Consider the following 17,855-nt stretch of genomic DNA (forward strand, 5'->3'; position numbering starts at 1 on the left):
ATAATGTGAAAATTGATCATACTCCCCTGCCGCAAAAATTTTTTCAAAGAGATACTCTGATAGTTGCCAAAGAATTGCTTGGCAAGCTCTTAGTCCGCAAAACAAAAAATAAAATCTTATCGGGAATGATTGTCGAAGTCGAGGCATACATTGGCGCTCATGACCCTGCATCTCATTCTTATCAGCGGATAACCCCGCGCAATCAAATCATGTACGAAGAAGGAGGACACGCTTATGTATATTTTATTTACGGAAGCAGTTTTTGCGTCAACGCAGTCGCAGGCAGAAAAGGTGAAGGCAACGGTGTGCTGTTAAGAGCTATTGAGCCCATTGAAGGCATTGAACAAATGATGAAGAACCGGGACATGGAAGAATCAGTCAACCTCACAAACGGTCCGGGAAAGCTTTGCCAGGCATTAGACATAAACAGAAAATTTTATGGAGTTGAGTTATTCAACAAAAACTCTCCGCTCATAATCTGCGATTACAAAAAGTTCAATGACAGCGAAATCAGCATTTCGAAAAGAATCGGCTTGAAAGTCGGAATGGAATTTGACTACCGCTTTTTTGTCAAAGGAAATAAGTTTATATCCAAACATAAATTCAACAAAGTTAAACTATTATAAAACCGAATGCAAAAGAAAGCACAGCTTTTAAAATTCATGCTTGAAGACATAAGAAGAGTTACACTTGACGGCATAAAAGATTTAACTGCCGAGCAGTTATTTCAGCAGCCGATGGATGGTGAGTTCCCTGTCGGCGCATATCTTATGCATCTTGCAGAAGCCGAAGCCGGCTGGTATCATACAATGACAGGCACTCCTCTGCCCGATGACTTAAAGAAAAAAATTTATTACGGCAACTGGTATGATGTCCCAAAAAAAGATTATAATCCTCCTGTCTCAGTTATCCCTGTTGAAGAATATTTAAGCGCAATTGCAGATGTCAGAAAATATTTAATCGATTACCTTGATAACACCACCGATGAAGATCTTGACACAAAAGTTACGTGGAAACGCAACGGGAAAGACATAACCCGCACAAAAGAATGGATAATCTATCACCTCATCGAGCATGAAGCTCACACACGCGGACAAATGTTTTTATTGATTAGAAAAGGATTGAAAGGAGAGAAGTCCTATATTAGTAATTATTAAGAAAGCTTATTAAAGATTTTTTATATAATTCCTGATTGAACTTATATAAATCCTCGTGACCTGCTCCTTCAAACATTACCAATTCTTTTGGGGAATTGGCATTTTCAAATAAATGGTCAGTATCTTCAACCTTTGTATTTGAATCATCAGTTCCGCTTATGATTAAAACAGGAATATTTATTTTCTTTATGCTTTCGTAAGGTTTCATCTGGCTCACTGAAATATCCAATCTGTCTTCAGCAAATTTTACCATAAAATATCCTGCAACATCTGCTGGAAGCAGTGTATATTTTTTAAATCGGTTATCTATTGCTTTATGTAAATCATCATAAACGCTTTCAAGAATTACCGCTTTAACATTTTTTAACTTTCCATTTGCTAAAGCATAAACAATCGTTGCACCACCCTGCGAAATACCATCGCAGTAAATATTATTTATGTTTTTATCATTTATAAAATTAACTGCGGCTGTTAAATCTTCTTGTTCATAAAATCCTATTGAGTTCAATGCTGCTTCGGATTCTCCATGTCCTCTTGCATCATAAATCAAAACATTAAATCCATTTTCGAGAAACATCTGAACTCTCGGCAATGGCTCCATTTTGTTTGCTTTGAAACCGTGAAGCAAGATTATGCACTTGTTGAAATTTTCTTTCGCGAAATACCATCCTCGAATTGTTACAGAATCTGAAGTCTCAAATGAAACTTCTTCAAACTGAACATTTTCAGGTTTATTAATACTTATAAAATTTGTCGGGGAGGTAAAAACAAGTGCAGCAGCATAGGAAATTCCTAAATACATCAAAAACAACAGCGGAATGGAAAATAATATTATTTTTTTCTTTTTCTTCAGGAGACTAATTTTTCATACAAATTCAAATACTCTTTCGCAGAATGCTCCCATGAAAAATCTTCGTTCATTCCGCGTTCCATAATGGCTTTCCAGGTATCTTTGTCTTCGTATATACGCAAGGCACGGTAAATTGTTTTCTCCAGAGCATCGGCTTTATAATCTTCAAACGAAAATCCGTTGCCTTTTTCATCGAACTCATGATAATCTTTCACAGTGTCGGCAAGTCCCCCGACCTTGCGAACAATCGGAACAGTGCCATAAGCTAAGCTGTACATCTGGTTCAATCCGCACGGCTCGTATTTCGATGGCATTAAAAACATATCCGCTCCCGCAGTAATCAGATGCGAAAGCTCAGTATTATATCCGCTCCAGAAAAATAATTTTCCGGGAAAGCTGTAAGATGCCGTTCTGAATAGTTCTTCATATTGTTTTTCACCGCTTCCAAGCACAACAAGCTGTAAATCGTTGCTTCCAAGCAAGCTGTATAAAAACGGTTTCATCAAATCAAAACCTTTCTGTGAAGTCAGTCGAGAAATTAACCCGATTACAGGTCTGTCTTTTTTATACTTGAACTCAATGCGGTCAATAAGATTTTTTTTGTTAAGCTCTTTCTCCTCAATGTCATCAACAGAATAATGCGCTTTAATATATTTATCCTTCATCGGATTCCATATATCGGTATCAATACCATTTAATATACCGACCAATGACTGTGAGCGAATCTGCAAAACCCCTTCAAGCCCTGCGCCATATTCTTCCGTCTGAATTTCCTTTGCATAAGTTGGGCTCACGGTTGTAATTAAATCGCAATAAACAATCCCAGCTTTTAAAAAACTAAATCCGCCGTCAATCTCAAATGGTCCCATCGGATAAAACTGCTCCATCGATAAACCCGCCGCTGTAATCGATTCCTTCGAGAACCTCCCCTGATAACCGATGTTATGTATCGACAAAATTGTTTTTGTATCTTCAAAAAGCTTATCCCATGCAAAAGTTGTTTTGAGATAAACAGGTATCAATCCCGTCTGCCAGTCATTGCAGTGAATTATATCGGGAGACCACTCCAGTCTTTGAAGCGTCATCAAGATTGCCTGCTGGAATAAAATGAATCTTTCATCTTCGTCACGATCGCTTGTATATGGAAGCTCACGGTGAAAGTAATAAGGACAGTCTATGAAATAAACTTCAACTTTGGAATCGGGAAGAGTGCCAAGCCATACATTAAATGTATGTTCGTTCTCTCCAATTTTAACGGAAATATTTTGTAAATGGTCAATCTGATTTAAACCATAGGTGAGAGTTTTTATACCTCCATATAGCGGAAGGAAGACTTTCGATTCGCATCCGAGCTCCGCCAATGATTTAGGCAAAGAGCCGCACACATCACCGAGCCCCCCTGTTTTAACGTAAGGATAACATTCACTGCAAGCAAAACAAACTTTCATTTAATAACCCGCCATTGTCATTCCCGCGCAGGCGGGAATCCAAACAAAAAATTTTATTGAAATAATAATTAAGGCGGACAAATGTCTGCCTTACTCAAAAATTTTTTAAAACTTTGCTTCTAAATAATAAGGCAGCATCTTCCTCCAAGTCGGCCAATCATGAGGAACGTCATATCCCCACAAATCAACCTCATGCGGAATGCTCTTTGCGTCGAGAATTGCGCTGAGGTTTTTTGATGCCTGAGGGTTTTCATAATTACCCTGCCCGCTGACAAGAAAAATTTTCTTTCCGTTTCTCATTGTTTCAAGAATATCGTTGTCTTCAACATTCGGCATATAATGAGCCGGTGAATTGAAATACATATTATCATCAAAATAATCTTTTGCGTAATCTGTTAAATCATAAGAACCGCTCATTCCGATAGTTCCGTCAAAAATATCGGGTCTTCTTAAGAACGCATTAACTGCATGAAACGCTCCGAGCGATGCGCCTGTCGTTATAATCGGGACTTTACCATTACAGTCTTCATAAATAAACGGAACAACTTCATCTATTATATAATTGTTAAATTGCTGCTGCCTGATTCCTTTATCACGCGGATCCATCTCATCATTTAGCCAGCTTTCACTGTTTATGCTGTTGATTGAATAAACTTTACATTTCCCGGCTTCGATATATGGTTTTATTGCATCAATTAATTGGAAACGTTCATATTCAAGATAATCGGCTGCAGCAGTTGGAAACATTAACAGGGCAAATCCGTAATCACCATAAGCAACTATTTCCATTTCCTTATTTAAATTAGGACTATACCATTTTGAAATTTCTCTTCTCATTATGATTGTATTATTATATTATTGAATTTTATTATTTAGAATTTGATGGAAGTAAATGAATATTAAAAATACGATTTATTTTTTATAAATTATACGCAAATAAAATTTATGGCAGACCAAGAAATTGACAAATTGCGCTTCCCTATTGGGGAATTTAGCTATTCAAAGAATTATTCTGATGGAGAATTGAATGAGTCCATAACCGACATTGAAAATCTTTCCCAAATCCTGAAAAGAGAAGTTTCAAGCCTCGATGAGGAACAGCTAAATACTCCTTACCGCGATGGCGGATGGACAGTCAAACAGGTCGTTCATCATCTGGTTGACAGTCATCTGAACGGCTACATACGTGCAAAGCTTGTAGTTACGGAAGATACTCCTACCATAAAACCATATGACCAGGATAGATGGTCTGAACTTGAAGAAGTCGAGCTGTCAGACATTAATGAGTCATTAAAAATTCTCGAAGGACTTCACAAAAGATGGGTAACTTTTTTGAGAACATTAAAACCGGAAGATTTTGAAAAAGAATATTTTCATCCTGAACATGGAATAAGCATTTCATTAAAGCAATCAACATGCAGTTACGGCTGGCACTGCAAACATCATATGACGCATATAACTAATCTGAAGAAGAAAATGGAATGGACGTGAAAAATAATACCATAGTAATTCTATATAAACAAAAAACCCGCGTGAAGCGGGTTTTTTATTGTCAAACATGTATGTTAAAATCTTTATTTCACAAGCGCCATTCTTTTGGATGACACAAAATTTCCTGCGCTTAATTTATAAATATAAATTCCGCTTGCCAATCCCGTTGCATCAAACTCTCTTGAATAATTTCCCGGCTGGATAAATTCATTGTTCATTAACTCTGCAACGACTCTTCCGCTCATATCAAAAACCTGCAAGCTCACGTTAGATGCTGAAGGAATTGCAAAATTTATTTTTGTTGTCGGATTGAACGGATTAGGATAATTTTGCATTAAGTCAAATGCATTCGGAATTTCATTATTAATCGGTGTGACCGTTGTTGGAGGACCTGTAAGTTTATACACACGACCTGACGAACCGTATGAAAGACAATACATTACATTATTATTGTCAATTCCGAATGAAGAAATTGCATAAGGAGAATCATATAATAAAGTATTTACTACGTTGCCCGGACCATTGTATTGTAATGACCATATTCTTCCTGAACCGTAATCTGCGTAAATATATTTTCCCGTCAACAAAGGAATCTCGGTTTGTCTGTAAACATATCCCCCCGTTATTGAAATACCGTCACTTCTTGGATAATCAACTATCGGAAGAACAAGCTTTCTTCCTGCTGTATCGCATGATGAAGGAGATGGATAACACAAAAATCCTTCCATTTTATTCCATCCGTAATTCTTTCCGTTTTCTATTATATCGACCTCTTCCCTTGTGTTCTGACCTACATCACCGCACCATAATCTGCTTGTTACCGAATCAAAAGAAAATCTCCATGGATTTCTCATGCCCCATGCAAAAATTTCTTTTCTCTGAGAACCTGTGCTGTCAGCAAAATAATTTGAAGGCGGAATTGCATAATTATTTCCGCCGCTTGTTGAGTTAACATCTATTCTTAAAATTTTTCCTAAAAGTACGGATGTATTTTGTCCGTTACCCTGCGGGTCGCCACCTGAACCGCCATCACCCATTGCTATATACAAATATCCGTCCATACCGAACTTAATGCATCCGCCATTGTGATTTGAAAACGGCTGGCTAATTGTTAATAAAATTAATTCCGAGTTCTTAATTGCCGAATCAGGATTTGAGCTAACCTGATAACGTGCAATTCTTGTCGTCAAAGTACCCGGTGTTGTGTAATCAACATAAAAATATCCGTTAGTTTCATAGTTAGGATGGAAAGTTAATCCTAACAATCCCGTTTCACTACCCGAAGGAGAAACTCTATCTGATATATCAAGGAAAACTTTTCTTGTAGAAACGGTAGGCGTATTTTCAAAAACATATATAATGCCTCTTTGCTGGGCAATGAAAAGTCTGTTTGTGCCGTCACCGGCTGTAGTTATGTCAATTGGCAAAGCAAATGTCGGCATGCTGGGGAAAGCATCCTGCAATCCATATTGGGCATTAGCGCGCCCGTTTGATATGAAGATTATTGCAAGCAGTATTAATAATTTAATTTTCATTTTATGTATCTGTTTTAAAAGACCTGTATTTTAATATAAATTTGTGTAAATATAAATTTAATTATTTGTAACATAATATAACCAAAACACCGGGCATCCGTATAAAGTTTGTTATCATACTTCCCCTAAATTCAAGGTCATACAAAAAAACTATTAATTTTAATAATCATTCAGTATATTTATTACGATTTTAACCAACACTAAATCATAATTTTAAGTATAATGAAGAAATCCAAAAAAATCATTTTTTCCTCAATTTTATCAGTAATTGCAATTTCCTTTTTATCGGTTTTTTTAATGCAAGGATGCGGTAAAAAAGAAAAACCTACTGCAAAATTAGATACTCAACCGATTTCAATAAAACAGTTTGATACTCCTCCGGGTGCCGACCCGAGTGTTTCTGCCGAACAGGGCGGAAACGGATTTACAGGCGAGGGCTGGACAACAAACACAGATTATAACTATCTCGGGGATGCAAATGCAGTTAAAGGCGGTTCTATCAGTTGGGCAATTGAAGCATTTCCTGCTTCTTTGAGGTTATACGGAAAAGATGAAAATTCTTATTATACAAGGTTGATGCAAATGATGGTTTATGAAAGCTTACTTGATACTGACCCTGTAAATGAAAATGAAATACCCCAGCTTGCCACACATTGGCAGAAGTCGGAAAACAATACAGTATATAGATTCAGAATAAATCCTAATGCAAGATGGGCTGACGGAAAACCTGTTACATCCGAAGACGTTGTTGCAACGTGGAAACTCGCAATTGACCCGGGTTTACTTTCAGGAACAGGTGATGTTTATCAGGAATTTCTTGAAGCACCTGTTGCAGAAAGCAAATACATTGTCCGCTTCAAATCCAAAAAAGAAGGATGGCTTCCATTCTCGATTGCAGCCGGAATTAGAATTCTCCCCGCTCATTATATATCAAATATTACTGCTAAAGAATATCTCGAAAAATATAATTATGAAGTAGTTCCCGGAAGCGGTCCTTATTATGTCAAAAAAGAGGATGTTGAAAAAGGCCGTTCAATAACTGTAAGAAGAAGAAGCGACTATTGGGCAGAAAACGAAAGATGGAATATCGGAATGAATAACTTCGATATTTTCAAAACAGATGTAATTGCTGATGAAACTTTACGTCTTGAGAAATTCAAAAAAGGTGAAACAGATATTTATCAGTTTAACAGAGCTCAATGGTGGGCAGAAAATTCCGATTTTGATGAAGTGAAGCGCGGATTAGTTATGAAGAAAAGAATTTTCAACCAGAATCCTGCAGGACTTCAGGGTATTGCATTCAATATGAGAAAACCACCGTTTGATGATATTAAAGTAAGAGCTGCATTCCAGATGCTTTATGATGTAGATAAATTTAATGAAAAACTTTTCTATAATGCTTATAAGCCGTCTAAATCACAATTCTCTGCAACAGTTTATGAAAACCCAAATAACCCGAGAATAAATTATAATCTTGACAGCGCAATTCTTTTACTTGATGAAGCAGGGTGGTCACAAAAAAACAGTGAAGGTTACAGAGTAAAAGATGGTAAAGTATTTTCGGTAGATTTATCTTTTACTCAACCAAGTCAAGAAAGATATTTAACTATTTACCAGGAAGACCTAAAAAAAGCGGGTGTAAAATTAAACTTAAAACAAGTTGACCCGACTACTCAATTTAAAATCGGTAATCAGAGAAATTTTGAAATAATTTTAGTTGCATGGGCAGGTCAAACTCCTCCGAGCCATGAATTTAATCTTACTTCCAAAATGGCTGATGACACAAATAGTACCAACTGGCCGGGAATTAAGATTAAGGAAGTTGATGACCTTGTTGCAAGATATAACGTAGAAGAATCAAAAGAAGAAAGAGTTAAAATTACACGTCAGATTGATTCGCTTATTTATGCAATCCGTCCTTATGTTTATGGATGGTATGCAGATTATACACGTCTTGAATGGTTGAATAAATTTGGTTATCCTCCATACATCGTTGCACGTTTTGATGATTATTACAGCGGCACCGAACCAAATATATTCCAGATGTGGTGGGTTGACCCTGAAAAGCTTGCAGCATATAATGAAGCGCTCAAGGGCGGAACTATTGAAGTCGATAAAACAGTCGATAACACATTCTGGCTCGATGTTGCTGCCAGAGAGAATAAAGGCGAAATAATAAAAATTCCGAATAAATAAAATATGACGTCATATTTCATAAGAAGGGTTTTACTTATTATTCCAACCTTCATCGGAATTACGTTAATTACTTTTTTGATTTTACAATTCGTGCCCGGCGGTCCGCTTGAGATGGCGATTATGCAGATGCGGCAGGGCGGACAGCAAAGCGGTGAAACAGGAAGCTCAGGAACGACCCAAAACATTCCGCAGGAAGCCATAGAAGAATTAAAAAAATATTACGGTTTCGATAAACCTGTTTATGAAAGATACCTTATATGGATTGGCAACCTAGCTAAATTCGATTTAGGAAAATCTTATAAATATAACGAACCTGTAATTGACGTTATAACCGAACGTTTTCCTGTCTCAATTTATTTCGGATTAATTGGTTTTATTCTAACTTATATTGTCTGCATTCCTTTGGGGGTATATAAGGCCGTCAAGAACGGCTCTACGTTTGATATGCTTTCCTCGGTATTGGTCTTCATTGGGTATTCAATTCCCGGTTTTGCATTCGGTGGTATGATGCTTGTGCTTTTCGGCGGCGGAAGCTTCTGGGATGTATTTCCTCTCGGCGGATTCCGTTCCGATGATTGGGAAAGTCTTTCAACAATGGGAAAAATTCTCGACCAGATTCACCACACTATTCTGCCCGTTATATGTTATATGATTGGAAGCTTTGCAACGTTGACAATTCTCACAAAAAACTCCGTAATTGAAAACTTAAGTCAGGACTATATAAGAACAGCTTACTCAAAAGGTCTGACTGAAAAGCGAGTTATCTTCGGACATGCATTAAGAAATTCTTTAATTCCAATCAGTACCGGACTCGGACATGCATTAAGCCTGGTTCTTGCCGGCAGTATCTTAATCGAAAGAGTATTTAACATAGATGGAATGGGACTGCTGGGATTTACCTCAATAGTTGAGAGAGACTATCCTGTTGTTATGGGCATACTTGTAATTTCCACTCTTTTGCTTTTAATTGGAAATATTATTTCAGACATTTTATATGCCATTGTTGACCCTCGAATAAGATTCAAATAAAACTTAGATTTTATAAATGGAAAATACTGAAAATAAAGAAACACAGGAAGATACTAATAATAAAAAACAAGTCTCGATTTCCATATTTAGGAAACGCTGGAGAAAATTTAAAACTATTAAACGAGGATATTATTCTTTTTTAATAATTACCATTGCCTATGCAGTTTCATTTATATTACCTTTATTTGTCGGCAGAAATGCGTTATTAGTTAAATATGAAGGCGAATACTACTTCCCTATTTTTAAATTCTATTCAGCGCAGCAGCTCGGTCAAAAAACCGATGCATACGGTGAAGCAAACTACCGTATACTAAATAGAGAATATAAAGAAGCAGACCAGGGCAACTGGGTTTTATTGCCGCCTTATCCATATGGACCTGATGAAAATCTTTTAAGTGAATTACAAGGAAATCCTCCTCATTCTCCTTCCTGGCAGCACTGGGCTGGAACAGACGACCGGGGGCGCGATGTATTTGCGCGGCTGCTTTATGGATTTAACATAGGATTGTCATTTTCACTTCTTGTAACTGCGCTGGCATATTTTATCGGAATAATTGTTGGAGCTGTTTTAGGATTTTACAGCGGTAAAGTAGATATGTTCGGATTAAGATTGATTGAGATATGGAGCACACTGCCATTCCTTTATGTTGTTATTATTATAAGCTCAATCTTGCAGCCAAATTTTATTATTCTTGTCGGAATTCTGATGCTTTTCGGATGGATTGGCATTACATATTATATGCGCGGTGAGTTTTACCGTGAGAAAGCACGCGATTATGTTGCTGCTGCTGTTTCGATGGGCGCCAAAAACCGCACGATAATTTTTAAGCATATTCTTCCGAATTCTTTAACTCCGGTTATCTCATACGCGCCATTTGCAATTGTTGCAAATATATTTGCTCTGGTTTCGTTAGATTACCTTGGATTTGGTCTTCCTCCTCCTACATCGAGCTGGGGACAGTTACTTCAGCAGGGATTAAGTAATATTGAACATTGGTGGCTTATTTTAACCCCAATTATTGCAATGTTCTGTACACTTTTAATGATAACATTTATCGGCGAAGCAATCCGTGAGGCATTCGACCCGAAAGTATATTCAAGACTAAGATAAAGGATGAGCATGGATAAGAAAAAACTTGTAGAAGTAAAAAATCTCAAAACGTATTTTTTTGTCGAAGCAACCGACAAGCAAATAGACGATAAAACTCAAAATCTGAATCATTTTGGTTTTACTGATAAATATTTAAAAGGCAAAGTTGCCGCAAAGGCAGTTGATGATGTTTCGTTTGATATTATGGAAGGTGAAGTTCTGGGAATCGTCGGAGAGTCAGGTTCAGGAAAGTCCGTAACTGCATATTCAATCACTCGCTTAATACCCGACCCTCCGGGTAAAATTGTCGGAGGTGAAATAATTTTTAAAGGGACCGACCTTTTAAAAATTTCCTTTGATGAGATGCGCCAATACCGTGGCAAGGAAATATCCATGATATTTCAGGAGCCGATGACATCGCTTAATCCCGTAATGAAAATCAAAGACCAGATTGGTGAAGTAATCTTAAATCACGAAAAAGTTACAAAAGAACAGGCATTCGATAAAGGTGTTGCGATGCTTGAAGCCGTAGGTATTCCTGATGCTCGTAAAAGAATGGAAGATTACCCGCATCAATTCAGCGGCGGTATGCGTCAAAGAGTTATGATTGCAATGGCACTTGCCTGCAACCCCTCATTATTGATTGCTGACGAGCCGACAACTGCACTTGACGTAACAATTCAGGCACAGATACTTGAACTTATGATTCGATTAAAAGAAGCAAGAAAGGAAGCAGCAATTTTATTAATAACCCATAATCTTGGCGTTGTAGCAGAAGTTTGCGACCGTGTCATTGTAATGTATGGTGGAAAAATTCAGGAATTCGGAGATGTATTTTCGATTTTCGATGACCCCAAACATCCTTATACAAAAGGTTTGCTTGAATCTCTGCCGGACCCATATGCAGAGAGAAAAGATGAGCTTCAGGCAATTCCGGGAAATGTCCCCAATATTCTTGAGCTTCCTATTGGCTGTAAGTTTTGCACAAGATGTAAGTTCGTTATGGATATCTGCTGGAACAATGAACCTCCACTGAAAGAAGTTGCACCGGGACACAGCGTCCGTTGTCACTTATATTAATATATTAAAATTTTAAGATGCATCCGGAAAATATTTTAGAAATAAAAAATTTAAAAGTCCGCTTCCCCATCCATGGTGGTATTCTGTTGAAAAAAGTCGGTGAGGTCAAAGCTGTTGACGGCGTTACCCTGAATTTAAAACAAGGTGAAACTCTGGGACTTGTCGGTGAGTCCGGCTGCGGAAAATCCACCGTTGGAAAAGCTGTAATTAACATTTTAAAATTTAATTCTCCGGAAGTCATCACAGAAGGCGAAGTTTTATTAAGAACCGATAATGGAATCGTTGACTTGTTGAAACTTTCGACAAATGAAATGCGTCAATATCGCGGGTATATACAGATGATTTTTCAGGATCCTTATTCATCTTTGAATGCCAGACTTTCCGTCGGACAAATTATTGAAGAGCCGATGCTTTATCATACCAACATGAATAAAAAAGAACGTCTCGAAAAAGTTTCTTGGCTTCTTGAAAAAGTTGGATTGAATCCCGACCAGATAAAAAGATTTCCTCACGAGTTTTCAGGGGGTCAGCGTCAGAGAATCGGAATTGCACGCGCTCTTGCAACAAACCCTAAAGTTGTAATTGCAGACGAGCCGGTCTCTGCTCTTGACGTTTCCATTCAAGCACAGGTAATTAATCTTTTGCAGGAATTACAAAAAGAATTTGACCTAAGTATTCTATTTGTCGCTCACGATTTATCTGTAGTAGAATACATTAGCTCTAAAATCGCGGTTATGTATCTTGGCAATATTGCCGAACTTGGCGATAGTGCTGATGTTTATCACAAACCTGTTCATCCTTACACAAGGGCATTATTATCCGCCGTTCCTCTTCCTGACCCGCATAATAGAGGCAAGGAAAGAGTTATCCTTAAAGGAGATGTCCCCACACCCTTAAACAAGCCTAGCGGCTGCGGTTTCAGGACAAGATGTCCGATTGCAAGGGCTGATTGCGCAATTGATATTCCCCCATTGGAATTGAAAGCAGACGGGCACTATGCAGCGTGTCCTTATGTTACTATTAATGACTAATAATTAATAGCTATGCATATACCAACTCCCGGCAAGATGCGTACACTTACAGAAGTCCTCAAAGCTATTGCTGCAGAGGGCTTTACTGAAGAGTTTGTATTAAAAGATGGCGGCTTATATATGAAAAATAGGAAATATAATCCTGATGAGCTTGCAATCGCAAAATTTTACAGGTTCGAAGGTGAATCAAATCCGGATGATATGTCTATTATTTATTCAATAATGACATGCGACGGACACAAAGGTGTGTTAATCGATGCTTATGGAACCTATAGCAATCCCGATATTGATGCTCTTATTAAAAAAATCTACCTGAGCCAGGAATCGAAGAAAAACTCCAATCCCGTTCATGAAGGAAATAAAATTTATGTCCTGCCACATGAAATAAGAAACTGCCTTACGGGAATTTTAACTACTCTTGAAATACTTGAAGAAACAAATGAAAATTCCACACCTGATGAAAGAAAAGAATACTATGATATTATGAAAGAATCAGCTGAGAAGCTTGAAAAGTCAGTTAACAATCAACTTAGCTTTGAAAACTTGGAATTAATTCTTTCAGATGAAAATAAGCTCGCACAGGAACGGAAAGAAATAACTGAACATCCTGCCGATGTCATTAACAATGTTCTTGAAGATATGATGAGAAAGCATTCCGATAGACAAAAAGATGTTAATGCTCATATTGATAATAATGTAAAAATAAATATCTCCGAATTAAGTTTTAAGCGTCTTATACAGGAAGTAATGGAAAATGCCTTCAAACATTCCAAAAAAGATGATAGAATAATTCTTACCGATAACGTTGAAGAAACTAATTACATAATTGAGATTACAAACGAAGGTAAGGGAGTTTCAGATGAACAGATAAAAGAAAATAAATCTATTTATGGTTTTGCTATTATTAATAAAATTCTTGAAGTATATAATGGCTGCATGAATGTAAAAACTGAAAAAGATGGATATACAAGCATTCGTTTAGATTTTAAAATCAACAAGGATAAAACCTCTTCATAATCCCCCAAGCTTTTAATCTTCTTACTCTTAAAAACTTCATCACATATTAACACATCACATTGAGTTAGCGTTTATTAATCTAATATTTTAATTGATATTTATTCTGGAATTTTAACTGCGGGTTCTGAACAAGCTTTTAAAAAAAGAGACCGGCCTTAGTAATGCGCCGAAAGGTGAGATGTGATTTGAGGTTAAATTAAATCCAAAGCCGGTCGTCTTAATTCTTCGGTAACTTTGGGAAGCTACCATTTTAAATTGGAGAATAGAATGAATAATCAAAAATATATTCTTTCTTATTCTCTGCAAATCGTATTTAATATGAATTTTATGTCATATAAAATATGACAAAGAACATTTATTTAATCAAGCAAATCATTTTTCAAAGCATAGTGAGTTAGCTCCACATTCGATTTCATTCTCATTTTCTCAAGAATCCGTGCTCTGTAAGTGTTCACTGTAGGGACACTTAACGAAAGCTTATCAGCAATATACGAAACTTTTTTTCCCGATGCAATTAATCTAAAAACCTCAAATTCCCTATCAGAAAGAAAATTATGTATGGGTTTATATTCATCATCGATTTCCTGAGCCAACTGTTCAGCTAAATTCATGCTGATATACTTATGCCCCGAGTAAATCTTCCGTATTGCATTTACAAGCTCTTCTGAAGCGCTTTCTTTAGTTAAGTAACCAAAAGCACCGGATTTTAGTGCCCGCACGGCAAATCTGTCCTCCGGATGCATGGAAAATATTAATATTTTCGGCTTTTGAGTGATTTTTTTAATGGATTTAATCAATTCTATGCCGTTTTGTCCGGGAAGTGTTATATCCAAAATTATAACATCAACCTCATTTTTCATTATAAAATTTAGCGCTTCAGGTCCATTGCTCGCTTCTCCGGCTACTATAAAATCAGTTTCTTCGCGCAGAATTTTTTTAACGCCTTCTCTGAGCAATTGATGGTCATCTATAATGAGGATTTTTATCATAAAAATTATTTGAAAAACGCTAATATAAATATCATAATCTTCTCATTAATTTAAACTGAAAAAAATAATCTTAGTTCTATACCTATAAATAAAAAAGAGACATAAAAATTAATTTATGCCTCTTTTTATGCTTACGAAATATTAAATTTTCAGAACGAGAATTCGTAACCTATCTTGAAATATCTTCTTGTGTAATCCAGCTTTTCTCCTTCAAGATTTAGAACAAAATATGCGTTGCTTCCTGCGAAGAATTCATACTGAAGCATTGTATTTAATAAAGCATTTTTAGTGTAAGTATTCCTGCCATAAAAAGACCTAAAGAAAAGCTTGTCAAGGATTCTATAATCTAAACGCAGATTATAAATCGTCTGCTTAATATCAAAGAAATCAACATAACTTATGCTTCCTCTGAATGCAAGCCGTTCAAAGAAAATAAAGTTACAGCTTGCATATGGATTCTTTATGTATGAGCCGAAATATGGTCCATAAAAATATCCGAAGTTCACCGTGTTACTTCCTAACAATACATTTACGTTGACTTCGTGGTTCAGATTTGTTCTTGTAATAAGATTTCCCTGATCATCAAAATCATTGGGTCTGTTATATTCCACATAATTAGACATGCTTATCATATTGTTAAGCTTGAAATAAACATTCCCGTTAATTCTTTGCTGGTAAATGAAATCATCCGACATTCTTCTTAGCTTGTAAAATCCCCCGCTGAAATTAAAATCTGTAAACCATTTTCTGTCATAAACAAAGTTATGACCTGCGCTAGTAAAAATTTCATCGAAGTCATAAGGTCTCTGAAGCTGAAAGCTGAAATAAGTAGGAGCTCTGAAATCCTGGTCAACCCTTGTATATGCCCAGTCTGCATAAAAGCCGCCTTGGTTATTAAATTGATAAAATCCACCTGCTTTTAAAGCATTACCATTGAAGTTTGAAGCAAACTGTCCATAGAATCTCAAGGGATTTGTAGGAAATCTATATGAACCGTCGAAACTCATTACTCTTTGCTGGTCACCGATGGTTTTGTCTTTTGAATATATAAAAAAACCTCCGATGTTTCCATCTTTGTAATCATATCTCGGGCGCATTATGAAAAATTGGTTTCTGTTTCCTGCAACATCGGGTTCTTCCTGAACATAAATGGAGCCCAGCTTCATATTATCGCTTCTGTATGTGTAATTGCCGCCAAGTTCAATGTTCTCTATCGCGCGCGTATAAAACAAATCCATCGTTGAACGGTATATGTCAAGGTCTTTGCTGAAGAACGGTCTTTTTTCCTGAAGGAAAATCGGTCTGTTATAAAATGAAAATGCAAAAGGGTCGGCTTCGAGAGTTGATTCGTCTGTATTTATTGTTCCTTTAAATGTATGCCTGTCTAAGCTTACATTAAAATCACCGCCGAATCTTGCACCGTATGTTGAATCGTTAAATTTATCTCCCACAACAAATGGAATTGCATTCACATTTAAGTTCAAAGTTTCCTTAAACGGAGTTTTTAAATCCATTTTATAAAGATTTTTCAAACTCAAAAGTTCACTGTTAGGAAGAATGGAATAATAATAATAATTACCGTCCGGTTTATATGCAAACATCTGAATATCAAAACCTATCTGTTTTTTATTCTTATTCTGCATTTTATCAACGGGGATTTTTATTTCGGTTTCAATATAGCCCGGTTCGGTATCTGTCGGCTCTCTGAAAACGGTTGTTTTATTTTCCCATTTCCAATCCCACTCACTTGACATGTTTCTCTGATTATATACAATCTGGTCACGCTGGTTATCTATGAAGCTGAAAGCAAAACAATATCCGTTCTGGTTTTTATTTTCCAAGTCAAGTAAAATAAAAAATTCATTTTCTTCCTCGGTTGAACGATCGCGCGTAAGAGATTTTCTGATTACTTTTCCTTTAGGCCAATATCTGAATGCAAAATATATTGCATCATCGGTTTGCTTAACATAAACAATTGTGCTGTCCATGTTTGTCATTCCGGTTGTCGGAATGAAGCTGTAAAACTTATCAAATTTGACACCATCACCCCACTCATCTTCATTTATTTTTCCGTTAATAGATGGTGCCTGTGGCTTGTAACTTTGAGATTGCGAATATGTTACATCAATTAATATGAGGGAAATTAAAAGATATAATATTGTAAATTTTACCATGCAAATTTTTTAAGGGCTTTTAATTAATGCTTTTAATGCGGCTTGCGCCTGAAACATCAGATTTAATTTCCGGTGTCCCGTAATACTCAACATGGCTTGCGCCTGATGCATCTATTGTCAAATTATTTTGCACATTAAGAATTCCATGAGATGCACCGCTTACATCAACCGTTGCATTTGACACACTAAACTTCGATAAATCCATATGAGAAGCTCCTGATGCTTCAACTGTCAGGTTGCTTGTGCTTCCTTCCACTTCAACTTTTGAAGCTCCGCTAACATCTAATGTGAAGCTTGAATTGTTTAAATTTGATATGTGAAGCTTGCTGGCTCCTGAAACTCGCGCGCTTGTTAACTCAAGCGTACTCACTATAACTTGCGCTTTTCCTTTATAATTACCTTTGCCTTTGAAATAAACATGCAAAGTGTTATCCTTAACTTCGGTTACAATATTTGAAACCATATCTTCAGGTCCGATAACTTCCACAGATGTCCCTGAGCCGATATTAACTTTAACATCAATAGCGCCGCTTACAATAATTGAACTAAAACTGCCGATATTTCTTAAGTCCTGTAGTTTTACAAGTGAACTTGTTGTGTTGCAGGCAAATGCTGTCGAGAAAATAAATATGGTGAACAGCACTATGAAAACGGTGGATAAATTTTTCATATGATAAATTTTAAGGTTTAATATTTTTTACGAGGACAAAAGATAAATAGTTATATTATAAAGATAAGAAATTTTTATCTTAACGCATACAAAATATC

16 protein-coding genes are annotated in these 17,855 nt (G+C 36.5%); 9 read left to right on the forward strand and 7 right to left on the reverse strand.

Translation table 11 applies throughout. The features are described 5' to 3' along the window. The first annotated feature begins 5 nt into the window (after positions 1-5). Together VHP32_11420 and VHP32_11425 are read left to right on the forward strand one after the other, a co-directional pair. Positions 6-626, forward strand: coding sequence for a DNA-3-methyladenine glycosylase (locus tag VHP32_11420; GenBank protein HEX2788497.1), 621 nt, complete (start codon positions 6-8; stop codon positions 624-626). A 6-nt stretch (positions 627-632) separates the two neighbouring features. Next, on the forward strand, positions 633-1,157 hold the full coding sequence (locus VHP32_11425) for a DinB family protein (GenBank protein HEX2788498.1): 525 nt from the start codon (positions 633-635) through the stop codon (positions 1,155-1,157). Here the strand turns inward: VHP32_11425 and VHP32_11430 are convergent. The 3 genes from VHP32_11430 to VHP32_11440 form a co-directional block, all read right to left on the reverse strand. Next, a complete protein-coding gene (locus VHP32_11430; protein HEX2788499.1) occupies positions 1,144-1,959 on the reverse strand; it encodes an alpha/beta fold hydrolase in 816 nt (271 codons plus the stop codon). The genes VHP32_11425 and VHP32_11430 overlap by 14 nt on opposite strands. A gap of 47 nt (positions 1,960-2,006) precedes the next feature. Then, positions 2,007-3,455, reverse strand: a complete 1,449-nt coding sequence (gene glgA / locus VHP32_11435; GenBank protein HEX2788500.1) for a glycogen synthase GlgA — start codon at positions 3,453-3,455, stop codon at positions 2,007-2,009. 105 nt (positions 3,456-3,560) lie between these two features. After that, on the reverse strand, positions 3,561-4,292 hold the full coding sequence (locus VHP32_11440; protein HEX2788501.1) for an alpha/beta hydrolase-fold protein: 732 nt from the start codon (positions 4,290-4,292) through the stop codon (positions 3,561-3,563). A gap of 108 nt (positions 4,293-4,400) precedes the next feature. On the opposite strand from VHP32_11440, the gene VHP32_11445 reads away from it, so the two are divergent. Beyond that, positions 4,401-4,946, forward strand: coding sequence for a putative metal-dependent hydrolase (locus tag VHP32_11445; protein ID HEX2788502.1), 546 nt, complete (start codon positions 4,401-4,403; stop codon positions 4,944-4,946). A gap of 83 nt (positions 4,947-5,029) precedes the next feature. On the opposite strand, the gene VHP32_11450 is transcribed toward VHP32_11445, so the two are convergent. Further along, on the reverse strand, positions 5,030-6,481 hold the full coding sequence (locus VHP32_11450) for a PQQ-dependent sugar dehydrogenase (GenBank protein HEX2788503.1): 1,452 nt from the start codon (positions 6,479-6,481) through the stop codon (positions 5,030-5,032). 222 nt (positions 6,482-6,703) lie between these two features. Here VHP32_11450 and VHP32_11455 point away from each other — a divergent pair, with 222 nt between their 5' ends. The 6 genes from VHP32_11455 to VHP32_11480 all read left to right on the forward strand — a co-directional run bounded on the left by VHP32_11455 (position 6,704) and on the right by VHP32_11480 (position 13,924). Then, positions 6,704-8,677, forward strand: coding sequence for an extracellular solute-binding protein (locus VHP32_11455; protein HEX2788504.1), 1,974 nt, complete (start codon positions 6,704-6,706; stop codon positions 8,675-8,677). 75 nt (positions 8,678-8,752) lie between these two features. Next, positions 8,753-9,706: an ABC transporter permease subunit gene (locus VHP32_11460; protein HEX2788505.1), complete on the forward strand. Its 954-nt coding sequence runs from the start codon at positions 8,753-8,755 to the stop codon at positions 9,704-9,706. 16 nt (positions 9,707-9,722) lie between these two features. After that, positions 9,723-10,817, forward strand: a complete 1,095-nt coding sequence (locus tag VHP32_11465; GenBank protein HEX2788506.1) for an ABC transporter permease subunit — start codon at positions 9,723-9,725, stop codon at positions 10,815-10,817. Positions 10,818-10,826: 9 nt separating this feature from the next. After that, entirely contained in the window at positions 10,827-11,876 is a 1,050-nt protein-coding gene (locus VHP32_11470) for an ABC transporter ATP-binding protein (GenBank protein ID HEX2788507.1), read from the forward strand. Positions 11,877-11,893: 17 nt separating this feature from the next. Next, positions 11,894-12,907, forward strand: a complete 1,014-nt coding sequence (locus VHP32_11475) for an oligopeptide/dipeptide ABC transporter ATP-binding protein (protein ID HEX2788508.1) — start codon at positions 11,894-11,896, stop codon at positions 12,905-12,907. 12 nt (positions 12,908-12,919) lie between these two features. Beyond that, positions 12,920-13,924: a HAMP domain-containing sensor histidine kinase gene (locus tag VHP32_11480; GenBank protein HEX2788509.1), complete on the forward strand. Its 1,005-nt coding sequence runs from the start codon at positions 12,920-12,922 to the stop codon at positions 13,922-13,924. Positions 13,925-14,283: 359 nt separating this feature from the next. On the opposite strand, the gene VHP32_11485 is transcribed toward VHP32_11480, so the two are convergent. The 3 genes from VHP32_11485 to VHP32_11495 all read right to left on the reverse strand — a co-directional run bounded on the left by VHP32_11485 (position 14,284) and on the right by VHP32_11495 (position 17,757). Next, positions 14,284-14,913 carry a response regulator transcription factor gene (locus tag VHP32_11485; protein HEX2788510.1) on the reverse strand — a complete coding sequence of 210 codons (630 nt, stop codon included), beginning with the start codon at positions 14,911-14,913 and terminating at the stop codon, positions 14,284-14,286. Between the two features lie 149 nt (positions 14,914-15,062). Next, complete coding sequence (locus VHP32_11490) at positions 15,063-17,087, reverse strand: hypothetical protein (GenBank protein ID HEX2788511.1); 2,025 nt, start codon at positions 17,085-17,087, stop codon at positions 15,063-15,065. A gap of 19 nt (positions 17,088-17,106) precedes the next feature. After that, positions 17,107-17,757 carry a DUF2807 domain-containing protein gene (locus VHP32_11495; protein ID HEX2788512.1) on the reverse strand — a complete coding sequence of 217 codons (651 nt, stop codon included), beginning with the start codon at positions 17,755-17,757 and terminating at the stop codon, positions 17,107-17,109. Between the last annotated feature and the right edge of the window lie 98 nt (positions 17,758-17,855).

The sequence above is a fragment of the Ignavibacteria bacterium genome, from assembly GCA_036262055.1.
Classification (GTDB): Bacteria; Bacteroidota; Ignavibacteria; order Tepidaquicellales; family Tepidaquicellaceae; genus DATAJP01.